This window comes from Ruegeria sp. YTSC106 (assembly GCF_059609765.1).
Window position 1 is genome coordinate 128,464 of sequence record NZ_JBXWMI010000010.1, and the last position, 12,698, is coordinate 141,161.

Below are 12,698 nucleotides of genomic sequence, written 5' to 3' on the forward strand. Positions count from 1 at the left end.
ATTCCTATTCCGACCGAAATTGCGTGTGACAAGCTGAGCATGTCTGGCTCAGCATCATGAACACACCATCTGCCGGCATTTCAGAAAGTTGTGCCTGATCTGGACTGCCGTCCATCATCCCGGCACCCATCATAGAACCACCACCCATCATGGATTCGCCGCCCATCATGCTGGCACCCTGCCCTGTTCCTGCCACCATCAGCCCGTTCTCGGCCGCCAATTCCAATCCTTGGGAATAGGTGTGCAACTGTTCGGCAAGTTCTGAGAATTCATCCCAATCTGACCAAATCTCCGGTTTGGCCTCTGAGGGTTTGCCGCCAGAGCCGTCCGGGAATAGCCGGGTCATGCTATCGCCTGCATGGCGACCGATCTGTTCCGCCTCGCGCCGGACCACATCGGCGTCATAGGGGGTTTTGCCCTGCATCATTGGCGTAAGGGTTTTCATACTATTCTTCAGTGCGGACATGCCGTCCATGCGTTCCTTCACGATGCCCGTGGCACCGCCGTGCGCCAGCGCTGTCACAGCGATAATCGACGCCAATGCGGCGCCTGTTGTCAGTTTCAAAAAGGTCATTGTCTTATCCTGTATGTCTGATTCAATGCGCCCAATTGGGGCAAGGTTTGGTCAATCAGGACAGGATGCGCGGCGGAGGTGGGTCAAAGAAATAGACGGCCAACGCCCGGAAGTGGCCCGCTGCAAGGGTTTGACGATCCATCCTCGAGGCCAACTCGGGTGCTGCTGGCGGCACTACGGCCATCGCAACACCATTGCAAAATGAACCGCCGTGGCAATGGCCAGGATGACCATTTTCAACGTGCTCAGGATCCGGTGTTTCAATTACAAGCGGTGCGTGCATCGTGCCGTCGTTGCCGTGGGCGAATGCAGGTTCCGATACGACCAGAAATCCGGCGATAAAGATGCTTACCGCCAGAATCCAGTACCCGATTGCCCTGCCTGCCTTGCGTTTCACGGTTCAGTTTATCCCGTTCTCGCGCTGTAATTCCCTAACATACGAAACGATGCCTTTTACGTCCGCGCGGGTCAAGCCTTCGACCGGCGGCATGTTGCCGAACTGCCAATGGTGTGCCTGAACGCCGTTCTGCGCCGCACGATAGAAGGCTTCATCCGAATGGTGGCTGGGCTCGTATATTTTGTGCACCAGCGGAGGAGCCAACCCTTCCAGGCCAGTTGCATTCGCACCATGGCACGCAGCGCACTTCGCGTCGAACGCTACCTTGCCGACCGTTGCCAATTGGCCGAATTGCTCTGGCAATTTGACGTCTTCAATTGGATCGCCGGGGGATAGCGCTGATGTATCAGGAGGCGTCATAGAGTGACCTGATGGTTGTTGATTAAGATTGTAGACGAAGCCGGCAGCGCCTGCGATCACTACTCCGCCTATCAAGAGTGTAAGTTTATCCATCTCAGTTTTTCACATGATTTTCAGTTATCGGACTTTAGCTTCCGACTCAGAAAGTCGCCTTGACCAAGGTCAGATCAGTTTTACTTGCGTGCCCACGGTGGCCAGTTCGAACAGATCCGCGATCTGCTCGTTGTACAAGCCAATGCAGCCGTTTGAGGATCTTCTACCGATTTTGCGCGTGTCATTGGTGCCATGGATGCGGTAATATTGCCAGCTCAGGTAGAGCGCATGTGTCCCCAGAGGATTCTCAGGACCCGGGCCTACATAGTCGGGCCATGCGGGATTGCGCTCTTTCATTGCCGGCGTCGGTCGCCAAGATGGCCCTTCGACCTTGCGAATAACCGTGGTGTGGCCCAACCTTGTAAGGTCTTCCGTGAGCGGCACGCTTGTCGGATACATCCGATAGACACTTTCGTCTTCTGACCAATATTGTAACACTTTCGACTGTGTATCGGAGAGGATCACACCGTTCTTAAGCGTATCGAAGTGATCTTGCCATTTAGCAACACGGAAAGACGACACATTGCGGCGTGTACCTTCGGTTTCCGCGGACTGGGCCAAAACGGCCGGTGCGGGTAAAAACGTCGTCGCAGCAAACGCGGCCATTACTCTGCGTCGCGAAATTGCCCCTCTATCCTTGCTCTGTTTCATACCTGCCATCCCAACCGGTTGTTCTTGTATCTCGACTCAAATATTTCCTATGCCCGGTTCCTGCGCTGGAAGGTCAACACGCAAAAGGCTTTGTATCAGGGATATTTCGTCTGGCATGTCGTAACCGTTGGCGCAGGGATTTTGCCCCAAAGGCGGGCTCATATCATCAAATCATTGTGGCAAAACAATTTTCTTGGGCACGTTACTAAGCCGCTTCAAGCCGAACTTGGCTTTTATTGAATTAGCGGAGCACAAAAAAGCAACGCTAACAATCGCTTAGTTCTTGGTGAATTGATGTGATCACCTGCCGATGCGAAGGTATCAGCTACTGCAAATGACAATCACCGTGGGCTAAACACCATGTCCTCCAAGAAAGCTCTGCACGCACTGGCCGCACTTTTGTTTGTCAGCGCCTGTACAGAAACAACATCGCTTTCTGCAGAAAGCGAGCCCGGAACGATCTCCCGAGTTCCGGACACCGTTGCCCAAATCGCGGCCCCGGGTCAGGACCTGACCGCTGTGAAAATCATGCCCGATGACGGGTGCTATTGGTATCGCTACGTTGGGCCGGTCGAAACAACCTTCCTGCCACTCAGGACAATTGACGGGCGCCCGATCTGTACGCGCGCCTGACAAACGCCTGTCAACTGGTCGCGGTCAAAATCCGCTCGGGAGGATAGAGATGAGCCGTGGACCCTGCCCTGACACGATCATAGAGCCCGATGATATGCGGCATAGCCATCCTTACGCAGCCGGAACTTGCGCGACCTCCGATGGATCTTGGGTAAGGTGTTCCGTGAATTCGCAAGTATGTATCGCGACCACCTTCGTACAAATACAACGCCCTTGATCCCAATGGGTTTGTCGGTCCACCGGGCACACCATCCGCAGATTGAGCATATTCCTCAGGGTCGCGCTCAATCATTTCGGCGGTGGGAGTCCAGCGCGGCCATTTGGCCTTTCGCTTGATCGTGTAGACACCGGGCTCGTAGAGATTACCTCGGGCAATGGCTACGCCGTAACGCATTGCCGTGCCGCCGTCTTCGATGAAATACAGATATCGTGCCACAGCATCGACATGGATGTCACCCGGAACAAGTGCTCGATTGGTTTGCACGCGCTGAGGCAGGAAACGCGGGTGCAGCCCCCAAGGATTGGATGTTGCGGGATCAAAATTGATCGGCGTCACTTGCGCATCCCACTCTGACCATTGCGAGGCTGCCGCCGATGCCACTCCGAAAACTGGCTGAGAGAAAATGGCGAGCGATGTTGCAACAAAATGTCGTCTGGTCAGCATTGATAGCGCTCCTGTTGCTTGGTTTGGTTTCCGGACCCGTCAAATGAGTGAAAACAATCAGCTGCACAATCCGATATGTCCATTCAATTATTCGTTCAAATCAATTGGCGGCCTAAATATTAGCATTCAAGACACAGGCTGCATCGGTTCTTTGACTCATCATGCACCAAGCCCTGCGGCGATAAACCTTGCAAAAAGGGATACATTTCCTGAAGCACTCGCGGCTTCGAGCGCGCTCATATATTCGGCGCGGTCCTGCATTTGGATCACCATCCAAGGATACCCTCCCGAAGCCAGCAAAACGGTTGTTGAGCCCCTTGTGCGACCAATGATCTAGACCCGGAGCAATCTCCCGATTGGCAGCACCATATGAGCGGAGCTTGTCCGTGATGATCCGTTTTGGAATGAAGTCAGGACGCTTTATCAGGCGGCGCAACAATCGTTTTGCGGCCAGTTTATCCCGATTAGGTTGGAGTATTTCGTCCAGCACCATGCCATGCTGATCGACCGCGCGCCAAAGCCAAAACTTGCGACCTGAGATCTTCACAACAACTTCATCGAGGTGCCAGACATCGCTTGGATGGCCCTGCCGCCGTCGCATGCATCGAGCGACCACCGGCCCAAATTTGATGACCCAACGCCGGACAGTCTCATGAGACACATCGATCCCGCGCACCAACAGCACTTCTTCAACTTCGCGCAGGCTCAAATTAAAGCGACGATAAAGCCACACCGCATGGGCCATGATCTGAGGAGAAAATCGGTGACGGTTATAGTTCATGGATGATGAACTCATCGATGCGACCCACGTCCAAATCCAAACAAGAGCAACCGAACTACAGTTAGCGTGACAACACCCAAATAGGAGACTGTTCGACATAGATTGCTTTAACGGTGGTAGACACAAACCAAATTTCTGGATTTCCAATTTTCAAAAAAACAACATGTTAGCGTTGCTCGTGTATTCCAAAAAAATCGGGTTTGGGCAAATAGCGCTCCTGCGCATTAAAACAGCTTGACCTTCCATCGCGGGAGGGCGCTACCAGAGGTCTCCAATCTCAATTTTGGAGCTGAACGTGAAAGACAATCAGACCGACGACGCGCCGCAAGCGGCAACACCGGGTACCGGTGGCAATATCATGAAATGGGGCATGATGGCCTGTTGCATTGTCATGGTCCTGCCGATCGTTTTCTACTTCATGGCTGGCGGGACGGTTGGCGGACTCTCTGACTCTTTGGGCCTGTTCGCACCGCTGATCCTGTGCGTCGGGGCACATTTCTTATTGCACAAGGCGATGGGAAAATCCTGCCATTCGACCAAATCGGAAGCTGAACGGCCGAAGGCAACCGACGCCTCTGTAGGACTAAACGCTGTATCCCGACAATAATCTACCATCATGAAGTCTCGGTGCTCAAGGTTGGCCGCCGTGTCGTTGACCGCTCTTTCGCTAGTGGCCTGTGCACCACGTCCCAAGCTGTGCCCTCTACAACCGCCGCTCGAATATTCTCTGCCCCAAGGCTGCCAGGTTCAATGGGTGGGCCCGGATGGCGGGGCTTATTTCATCTGCGATGACGGCCGTGAGGGGTTTGTGAGCTGACTGCAGGGATGTGACATTCCGGCCCGTTGACCCTCCAGCGCTGGAATCTGGCAGGGACGGGTGCAAAACAACCGATGGCGACGCGTTATGTCGAGAATACTCCTGAATTTCCGGCTTTTGATCTGTGGTTTGGTCTTTGGACTCATTTCCGCCGGGCCAAGCTTTTCAGCCATATCCCAAGCGTATGAATCAGAACCCTTGGTTGCCCATTTAATTACCACACAGGACGGGATCGCGCCAGGCGTCGAGACGATCACTGCGGGGTTGCACCTGAAGTTGGGTGAAGACTGGAAAACCTACTGGAGATCACCGGGCGAAGTGGGAATTCCGCCCAAGATCACCTGGGATGGGTCGCGAAACGTCAGCGACGTGCAGTTCCACTGGCCTGCACCTATCCGGTTTCGCGCCTTCGGGATTGAGAACTTCGGATACAAGGACGAAGTGGTCTTTCCGCTGACCGTTACACTCGAGAACCCCGGAGCGCCAGTTGACCTGAAGGCCGCCGTGACAACGCTGGTCTGTTCCAACATCTGTGTGCCGGTCGAGTTTGCGCTGAACTTGTCGCTAACCCAGGGGGCGAGTCGAGATCAGAACTCGACACGGATTCTCAATGCCTTCATGTCGCGGGTGCCAACCGCTGGGAACACCAGCGGAATGGCGTCCGACGCCGCAACACTGGACGCCGAGTCCAAGACGCTGACGCTGAGTTTCACCAGCGACCTGCCTTTTGATGAACCCGACATCTTTCCCGACATGGGGCGCGACACCGCGTTTGGTGCTCCCGACATCCGGCTCGCTGGCGACCGGCGTCGGCTGTGGGTACAGTTCCCGGTCCTCGCTCTGGCGGAGGAACCCCCTGCCTTGTCCGTCACGGTGACTGACACTAACCGCGTGGCAGAGTTTTCGCCCCTTACCGACGCCCCCCCTGCCCCGCCGCCATATGAAATCGCCGCCGCCGAAATCTCGAGCAGCACGCTGGTCTGGATCATTCTGCTGGCGGTGGGCGGTGGACTGATCCTGAATGTCATGCCCTGCGTGCTGCCAGTGCTGTCGATCAAGCTGTCCTCGGCTGTAAAGGCGCATGACCGCTCCTCCGCGCAGATACGCGCCGGGTTCCTGGCTTCGGCAGCGGGAATCCTTGCTTTCATGTGGCTGCTTGCAGCGGTCACTATCGCGGCACGGTCGCTGGGTTATTCCGTCGGCTGGGGCATCCAGTTCCAAAACCCTCTGTTTCTTGCGGTGATGATTGTGGTGCTGGCGGTTTTCGCGACCAGCCTCGCGGGCCTGTTCGAGATTACGCTGCCGCAGTCACTGAACACCCGGTTGGCCCGTATCGACGAGGGCCGCGTGCCGCTGATCGGCGATTTCCTGACCGGAGCCTTCTCTGCGATTCTGGCGACGCCCTGCTCGGCCCCCTTCCTGGGCACAGCGGTGGCCTTTGCCTTGACCGGACAGCCGATGGACATCGTGGCAATTTTCACCGCGCTGGGGGTCGGGCTGGCCATTCCCTACCTGCTGGTTGCGGTGCACCCGAAACTCACTGCAGCACTGCCCAAACCGGGGCGCTGGATGGTAGGGTTGAAATGGGTCCTGTCGGCGACGCTGCTATCTACGATCGGCTGGCTGGTCTGGGTGATGGCCGGCGTCGCCGGAGACACCGCTGCTACCGCTACGGCACTGGCTACAACTGTTCTGGTCCTGGTGATCTGGACAGGCGCTACGCTGCCGCCGATTTTGCGCTGGACAGCCCTGTTGCTGCCTCTTGCCGCAGCACTGGCGATCCCAGTTGCGACTGCCAGCAAAGACCAGGCCGACCTACTTGAGCCGACCGGAGAGATCCCGTGGATTACCTTCAGCCGCCCCGAAATCGCCCGCCTTGTGTCACGCGGCGAAGTGGTTTTCATCGATGTCACAGCCGATTGGTGTCTGACCTGCAAGGCCAACAAAGCGCTGGTGCTGGAACGCGGCGAGGTTCTGGCAACACTGCAATCGGACAAAGCAATTCCGATGCAGGCCGACTGGACCCGCCCCGACGATGTGATCGCCCGGTTCCTTGAGGACAATGGCCGCTTTGGCATCCCTTTCAACATTGTTTACGGACCGTCAGCCCCTGAGGGCATCGCCCTGCCCGAGATACTTTCAACCGCTGCGGTGCTGGACGCGCTGGACAAGGCCGCGCCGATCAGACGGGCGGCCAACCAATAAGCTGCAAGCGATCAGGCCCCCAACTCTGCAAGCGACCGGGCGATCTCCGCCTTGCGTGGGTCGGTCTGCGACAGGTTTTCGGCAAGCTTCTGCGCCTTGCCATACGCATTACGTGCGTTCTCATTCTCGCCCAGGACAGCATAGGCGTTGCCCAGCCGCATCCAGCCGTCCAGATCGCTTGGGTTTTCCTTCATCCGATTCGCCAACCTTTCGACCATCGAGCGGATGAAGACCTGCCGATCTTCGTCGGACATCTCCTCGGCCGTCGCCACCTGATCGGCAGTTGGGCCGGGCATGGAAGGGGCAAAAGCCGCCAGATCCACCGGCGCCCGTCCGATCGACGGGGCGATGCGTTTAAGCTGGGCCACAAAACTCTCCATCCATGGCCGGAACTCCTCTTCGGCGTCGATCCGCGTCTTCAGTAGATCATAGGCCTTATCAGGCGATCCAGCCTGCTCCAGACCAACGGCTTTGTAGAATGTCGCTGCTGGGTTCGATGGGTCCAGTTCCAAGGCTCGTTCAAACGCCCGATCGGCCTTGGGCGTAACGACACCGTCATCGGCATAGACCAACGCCTCGCCATATTGCGACACCAGTGCTGAATTCGCATTGGGTCGGTCCAGCAACCCCTCGAACGCGTCTGCGGCATCTCCAAAGCGTCCCATACGCATATAGGTCTGAGCCAACAACACCCATCCCTCGGTTGGCCCGCCGGTTTCATCCGCCTCGAGCCGCGACTTCAGGCGCACGGCAAGGTCGGCGATTTCACGGGCTTCGGCCTGCTCCCCCTCGCGTTGGGCAAATGGCTGGCTGGGGATGTCGGGACTACCCAATTGCCAATAAAGTCCCGCTCCGAGCGCTGGAACAGCGAGCGCGGCAAGTAGAATCATTGAGCGCCCGGAATGGCCCATCATCGCTTTGTCGTCCGATTGCCGGTCAATCGCCTTCAGGCGACGTTCTATCTCGGTTCTGGCAGCCTTGGCCTCTTCGGTCGAGATAATCCCTCGTTCCAGGTCCTTCTCCACTTCACCGATCTGGTCGGAAAAGATGGCAGAGGCGCTTTCGCGTCTTGACAAGTCCGAGGTCTTGCGCCCCATACCGGAGAGGGCGAGCGTCAGAAACACCGCCACGGCCATGAATGAAAAGATAATCCAGATCATGCGTGCGGCTCCGTGAGTGAATGGTCTTCGGGATTCCGTTCTTCGCTCGCGCCGTGTTCCGCTTTTTGTATTCGCGAATTTCTGTATCGGCGGGCATTCTGGGTCAAAACCGCTGTAGTCGCGATGCCGCCCAGCCCCAGGATGACGATAGGCGCAACCCACAGAATGTAAGTTGATGGCTTCCATGGCGGGTTGAACAGAACATAGTCTCCATAACGCGCAACCAGAAAATCCATAACCTGCTGGTCCGTGTCTCCTGCCACCAGCCGTTCGCGCACAAGCAGGCGAAGGTCACGCGCAACACCAGCGTTGGAACTGTCGATGTCTTGGTTCTGGCACACCACACAGCGCACTTGTTTCGAAATCACTCGTGCTCGCTGCTCCAGAACCGGGTCTGCAAGTAACTCGTCAGGCTCAACCGCGAATGCTGGCTGCGATACCAGCGCCGCCAGAATGACTAAAGTGATCACAAAGCGACCTATCATGACGCCTGTCCTCCGCTCGCTCGCGCCTGATCCAGCGCGGTGCGCATCCTTGAAATTGCCTCGTCGCCCAGCACCGGGCCAACAAAACGGAATACGACCTTACCCGCACCATCAATCACAAAGGTCTCAGGCACGCCGGAAATCCCCCATTCAATCCCGGCACGACCGTCTAGGTCGGAACCGATGCGCTCATAAGGGTTGCCCAGATCGTCAAGCCATTTCCGTGCGTCCTTCGGCTTGTCCTTGTAGTTGATACCCATCAGGCGAATGCCCTCATCGCGCACCATGCGCGTCAGCACTGCATGTTCGGCCCGGCAGGGCACGCACCAGGACGCAAACACGTTGACCACGATCGGAGCCGATCCGTCATTTTTCACCAGATCGGTGCTGGACAGCCCATCGGTATCCAGCCCATCAACCGGCGGCAGGTCGAACCCAGGCACTGGCTGCGAGATCAAAACTGACGGGATTTCGTTCGGGTCGCGATCGGGGTTCAGTCCCCATAGCAGGAAGGCGCCCAGGATGCCGGCAATCGTAATTGGAAACAGTGCAAATAGACGTTTCATTGCCCTACTCCGCCGCTACCGGAATGGAGCCCGGCCCGGTCCGTTTCCGTGGTGCACCGACGCGTAGACGCCGATCAGTGAGAGACAAGACCCCACCCAATGCCAACAAACCTGAACCGATCCAGATCCAGACCACCAATGGCTCATACAAGATACGTAGGGTCCATTTGCTCTGTTCCGATTCCGCCGCCGGTTCCGATATTGAGGCGTAAAGGTCCCCTGCCAACGTGGTGCGAATTGCCGACTCCGTCGTGCTGGTGCCCGCGACGAGATAGGCCCTGCGCTCGGGCTTAAGCGTGGTGACATAAGCGCCATTGCGAAACACCGTCAGGGTGGCCATGCGAGACACGTAGTTTGGTCCGCGAAGCTGCTCTACACCGTCAAAACGCACGTCGAACCCGGCAATCTCGAAATGTGTTCCGGGTTCGGCAAAGGTCACAACCTCAGACTTCCACGCGCTGGACCCGATGAATCCGATCATGCAGACCGCCAGCCCCGCATGGGCTACGACCATGCCGTAATGCGAACGCGGTAAGTTGCGAGCACGACGCAGGGACTCGGCCAGCGGTGCCTCACCCAGCTTAATTCGGCTGGCCCATTCTGTCAGCACAGCACCCAGCAGCCAAACCGCAAGGCCGATGGACAGAACCGCAAGGGCAGGTCCGCCGGTATCCAAATACCACACAACCAACGCCGCAAGCAGGCTAAGTCCAGCTACCCACTTCAGACGGTGCAGCACACCGCGCAAATCCGCCCGCTTCCACGACAATAGCGGCCCAATCCCCATCACAACGACCAAAACCAGCATGATCGGAACGAAACTGGCATTGAAATAGGGTGGTCCAACCGAAATCTTTTCGCCTGTAACGGCTTCAAGCAACAACGGGTAAAGCGTGCCGAATAAAACAGTCGCCGTTGCGGTTGCCAGCAGCAGATTGTTAATAAGCAAACCTGCCTCGCGGCTGATCGGGGCGAAAAGACCGCCGCCCTCCATTTCAGGCGCGCGAATGGCGAAAAGTGTCAGAGAACCACCGATCGCGACGGCCAGCAGCCCCAAGATGTAAATGCCGCGTTCGGGATCGACCGAAAACGCGTGGACCGATGTAAGCAAGCCTGAACGGACAATAAATGTCCCCAATAAGGACAACGAGAAGGTCAGCACGGCCAGCAGGATCGTCCAGCTTTTGAAACTGCCGCGCTTTTCGGTCACGACGGCCGAATGGAACAGTGCTGTGCCAGCCAGCCAAGGCATAAACGAGACATTTTCGACCGGATCCCAAAACCACCAGCCGCCCCAACCCAGCTCGTAATAGGCCCACCAGCTGCCCAGCACGATACCCAGTGTCAGGAACACCCAGGCCGCCAGTGTCCAAGGCCGCACCCACCGCGCCCATGCAGGATCGACCCGCCCCTCAATCAGGGCTGCCACGGCGAAGGAAAAGACGATCGAGAAGCCGACGTAACCCAGGTATAAAAACGGCGGATGCATAGCCAGACCCACATCCTGCAACAGTGGATTCAGATCCTGACCGTCCAGCGGCGCTGGAAACACCCGGTCGAACGGGTTTGACGTGAACAGCATAAAGGACAAAAAACCCGCGCTGATCCACGCTTGCACCGCCAAGGTGCGCGCTTTGAGTTTCAGTGGGATGTTCCGAGCCAACAGAGATACGCCCAGCCCGAAAACCACCAGTATCAGAATCCACAACAGCAGCGAACCTTCGTGGCTGCCCCAGGTTGCCGCCACCTTGAAAAGCATCGGTTTCAGCGAATGAGAATTGCTGGCCACATTTAGCACGGTGAAATCGCTGACCACGAACGACCACATCAAGGCGCCGAAGGCGATGGCGACCAGCGCGGTAAGCATGATTGAGGTCGCAGTTGCCGATCGCATCCATATGACATTATTCCGTGCTGCTCCAATCAAGGGCAATACGCTTTGCACCAAAGACACGGCCAATGCGAGTGCCAGGGCAAACTGCCCAATTTCCGGTATCATTCCAAAGCCTCCGGGTTTCCGGTTTTGCGGCCTTGTCCGACAATCCAGCGCTGGAGGGTCAAGCGCAGTATTGCCGCACCCACCCGGACGATCGCGATTTTGTTCGGCGGTCTTGACCTTCCAGCGCTGGAGACCCCCAGCATCCGACCACACAGATGGACGTACCGAACAAGCTGCTTTCAATGTGCGGGATTAGAAAACGAACGAAAATGAGGGCATCATGACACGGAACAACCCCGAGATTTTGTGCGGGTGGCAGCACATCCAGGCCGTAATACTGGCCGGGGGGCTGAGCCTGGCCTCCACCGCCATGGCCCACACGGATACGCCACCGGCTGACAACGTGGCAATGAACCCGCAAGCCTCCGGCAACATGTCCGCAATGATGCGCCCCGATGCGATGCCGCCCACGGGTGTCGTCGGCGGCATGCACCCGCCCGAGGGTGTTTTGATGCCGGTGTTCTCGTACATGAACATGGAGATGGACGGTAACCGCACCGGAACGCGGTCGCTGCCTACTTCGGGCGTGCTGGCGCAGTATCCGATCGCGCCGCTCAGCATGAGCATGAACATGGCGATGGTCGGTCTGATGTACGGTGTTACCGACGACATCTCGGTGATGGCGATGCTGCCCTATGCCCACAAGACGATGAAGCACCAGACCCGCTTGGGCCAGACATTCAAGACCAGGGCACAGGGGTTCGGTGATCTTAAGATCATCGGTGGATATGACATCTACAAATCCGACGGGCAGGTGCTGGAACTGTCTCTTGGCCTAAGTCTTCCGACGGGCTCGATAGATGAGACCGACACCACGCCGGCCGGGCCGGACCAGCTGCTGCCCTATCCCATGCAACTGGGGTCTGGCACCTACGACCTGCTGCCGGGCGTCACCTACACGAGCCAGAACGCGGATTGGTCGTGGGGCGGTCAGTTGGGTGCCATGATCCGGATGGGTGAGAACGATGCGGGTTATACCTTGGGCAATGTCTATTCGGCAACGGTCTGGGCTGCACGGCGCTGGAATGACCGGTTCAGCTCCTCGTTGCGATTGGTCGGCGACATCGTCGAAAATATTGACGGCGTTGACGGGCGCCTGAATCCAGACATGGTGCCCACCGCCGACCCGACTCTGCGCGGCGGCCAGTTTCTCAGCATCGGCATCGGAGTGAATTACCTTGTGCCGAGGTCGGGGGCTTTGGCGGGCACACGCCTGGGCATCGAGGGCGTGATCCCAGTGTATCAAGATTTGGATGGACCTCAGCTTGAACGCGAATACGCGGTCTCATTCGAGATCCGCAAGGCGTTCTGAC

The 12,698-nt window shown here is 57.3% G+C and carries 13 protein-coding genes and 1 pseudogene; 4 read left to right on the plus strand and 10 right to left on the minus strand.

Annotation, left to right across the window (positions count from 1 at the left end; translation table 11 throughout):
• Window positions 1-4: 4 nt before the first annotated feature.
• From AC2FEB_RS14885 to AC2FEB_RS14900, 4 genes are all read right to left on the minus strand, one after another.
• Window positions 5-574: a c-type cytochrome gene (locus tag AC2FEB_RS14885; protein WP_496852742.1), complete on the minus strand. Its 570-nt coding sequence runs from the start codon at window positions 572-574 to the stop codon at window positions 5-7.
• 55 nt (window positions 575-629) lie between these two features.
• Window positions 630-971: a hypothetical protein gene (locus AC2FEB_RS14890; protein ID WP_496852743.1), complete on the minus strand. Its 342-nt coding sequence runs from the start codon at window positions 969-971 to the stop codon at window positions 630-632.
• A gap of 3 nt (window positions 972-974) precedes the next feature.
• Window positions 975-1,424, minus strand: a complete 450-nt coding sequence (locus tag AC2FEB_RS14895; RefSeq protein ID WP_496852744.1) for a c-type cytochrome — start codon at window positions 1,422-1,424, stop codon at window positions 975-977.
• Window positions 1,425-1,493: 69 nt separating this feature from the next.
• Window positions 1,494-2,084 (minus strand): L,D-transpeptidase, encoded by a 591-nt coding sequence (locus AC2FEB_RS14900; protein ID WP_496852745.1) that lies wholly within the window; start codon window positions 2,082-2,084, stop codon window positions 1,494-1,496.
• A 351-nt stretch (window positions 2,085-2,435) separates the two neighbouring features.
• Here AC2FEB_RS14900 and AC2FEB_RS14905 point away from each other — a divergent pair, with 351 nt between their 5' ends.
• Window positions 2,436-2,708 (plus strand): hypothetical protein, encoded by a 273-nt coding sequence (locus AC2FEB_RS14905; RefSeq protein WP_496852746.1) that lies wholly within the window; start codon window positions 2,436-2,438, stop codon window positions 2,706-2,708.
• A gap of 10 nt (window positions 2,709-2,718) precedes the next feature.
• On the opposite strand, the gene AC2FEB_RS14910 is transcribed toward AC2FEB_RS14905, so the two are convergent.
• Both AC2FEB_RS14910 and AC2FEB_RS14915 read right to left on the minus strand, forming a co-directional pair.
• Complete coding sequence (locus tag AC2FEB_RS14910) at window positions 2,719-3,372, minus strand: L,D-transpeptidase (RefSeq protein WP_496852747.1); 654 nt, start codon at window positions 3,370-3,372, stop codon at window positions 2,719-2,721.
• A gap of 301 nt (window positions 3,373-3,673) precedes the next feature.
• Window positions 3,674-4,168: pseudogene (locus AC2FEB_RS14915) on the minus strand (IS6 family transposase); the annotation flags it as partial.
• Window positions 4,169-4,448: 280 nt separating this feature from the next.
• Here AC2FEB_RS14915 and AC2FEB_RS14920 point away from each other — a divergent pair.
• A complete protein-coding gene (locus AC2FEB_RS14920; protein ID WP_496852748.1) occupies window positions 4,449-4,760 on the plus strand; it encodes a DUF2933 domain-containing protein in 312 nt (103 codons plus the stop codon).
• Window positions 4,761-5,168: 408 nt separating this feature from the next.
• Window positions 5,169-7,175 (plus strand): protein-disulfide reductase DsbD family protein, encoded by a 2,007-nt coding sequence (locus tag AC2FEB_RS14925; RefSeq protein ID WP_496852749.1) that lies wholly within the window; start codon window positions 5,169-5,171, stop codon window positions 7,173-7,175.
• 11 nt (window positions 7,176-7,186) lie between these two features.
• Here AC2FEB_RS14925 and ccmI read toward each other — a convergent pair whose 3' ends face one another.
• Genes ccmI through AC2FEB_RS14945 form a run of 4 tightly spaced genes read right to left on the minus strand, consistent with a single transcriptional unit; the run spans window position 7,187 to window position 11,385 of the window.
• The gene (gene ccmI / locus AC2FEB_RS14930; protein WP_496852750.1) at window positions 7,187-8,335 is read right to left on the minus strand and encodes a c-type cytochrome biogenesis protein CcmI; all 1,149 of its coding nucleotides are present in this window, start codon (window positions 8,333-8,335) and stop codon (window positions 7,187-7,189) included.
• Window positions 8,332-8,820, minus strand: a complete 489-nt coding sequence (locus AC2FEB_RS14935; protein WP_496852751.1) for a cytochrome c-type biogenesis protein — start codon at window positions 8,818-8,820, stop codon at window positions 8,332-8,334. The genes ccmI and AC2FEB_RS14935 overlap by 4 nt, the downstream gene beginning before the upstream one ends.
• A complete protein-coding gene (locus tag AC2FEB_RS14940; RefSeq protein ID WP_496852752.1) occupies window positions 8,817-9,386 on the minus strand; it encodes a DsbE family thiol:disulfide interchange protein in 570 nt (189 codons plus the stop codon). Before AC2FEB_RS14940 ends, AC2FEB_RS14935 begins: the two co-directional genes overlap by 4 nt.
• A 4-nt stretch (window positions 9,387-9,390) precedes the next feature.
• Window positions 9,391-11,385: a heme lyase CcmF/NrfE family subunit gene (locus AC2FEB_RS14945; RefSeq protein ID WP_496852753.1), complete on the minus strand. Its 1,995-nt coding sequence runs from the start codon at window positions 11,383-11,385 to the stop codon at window positions 9,391-9,393.
• A gap of 220 nt (window positions 11,386-11,605) precedes the next feature.
• On the opposite strand from AC2FEB_RS14945, the gene AC2FEB_RS14950 reads away from it, so the two are divergent.
• Window positions 11,606-12,697 carry a transporter gene (locus AC2FEB_RS14950; RefSeq protein ID WP_496852754.1) on the plus strand — a complete coding sequence of 364 codons (1,092 nt, stop codon included), beginning with the start codon at window positions 11,606-11,608 and terminating at the stop codon, window positions 12,695-12,697.
• Window position 12,698 lies beyond the last annotated feature (1 nt).

What these genes read in the sequence shown, in the direction of transcription:
- AC2FEB_RS14900 (WP_496852745.1), bottom strand. Translation starts at nt 2,084, where the DNA reads ATGGCAGGTATGAAACAGAGCAAGGATAGAGGGGCAATTTCGCGACGC.
- AC2FEB_RS14910 (WP_496852747.1), bottom strand. Translation starts at nt 3,372, where the DNA reads ATGCTGACCAGACGACATTTTGTTGCAACATCGCTCGCCATTTTCTCT.
- AC2FEB_RS14905 (WP_496852746.1), top strand. Translation starts at nt 2,436, where the DNA reads ATGTCCTCCAAGAAAGCTCTGCACGCACTGGCCGCACTTTTGTTTGTC.
- AC2FEB_RS14950 (WP_496852754.1), top strand. Translation starts at nt 11,606, where the DNA reads ATGACACGGAACAACCCCGAGATTTTGTGCGGGTGGCAGCACATCCAG.
- AC2FEB_RS14895 (WP_496852744.1), bottom strand. Translation starts at nt 1,424, where the DNA reads ATGGATAAACTTACACTCTTGATAGGCGGAGTAGTGATCGCAGGCGCT.
- AC2FEB_RS14945 (WP_496852753.1), bottom strand. Translation starts at nt 11,385, where the DNA reads ATGATACCGGAAATTGGGCAGTTTGCCCTGGCACTCGCATTGGCCGTG.
- AC2FEB_RS14935 (WP_496852751.1), bottom strand. Translation starts at nt 8,820, where the DNA reads ATGATAGGTCGCTTTGTGATCACTTTAGTCATTCTGGCGGCGCTGGTA.
- AC2FEB_RS14940 (WP_496852752.1), bottom strand. Translation starts at nt 9,386, where the DNA reads ATGAAACGTCTATTTGCACTGTTTCCAATTACGATTGCCGGCATCCTG.
- ccmI (WP_496852750.1), bottom strand. Translation starts at nt 8,335, where the DNA reads ATGATCTGGATTATCTTTTCATTCATGGCCGTGGCGGTGTTTCTGACG.
- AC2FEB_RS14885 (WP_496852742.1), bottom strand. Translation starts at nt 574, where the DNA reads ATGACCTTTTTGAAACTGACAACAGGCGCCGCATTGGCGTCGATTATC.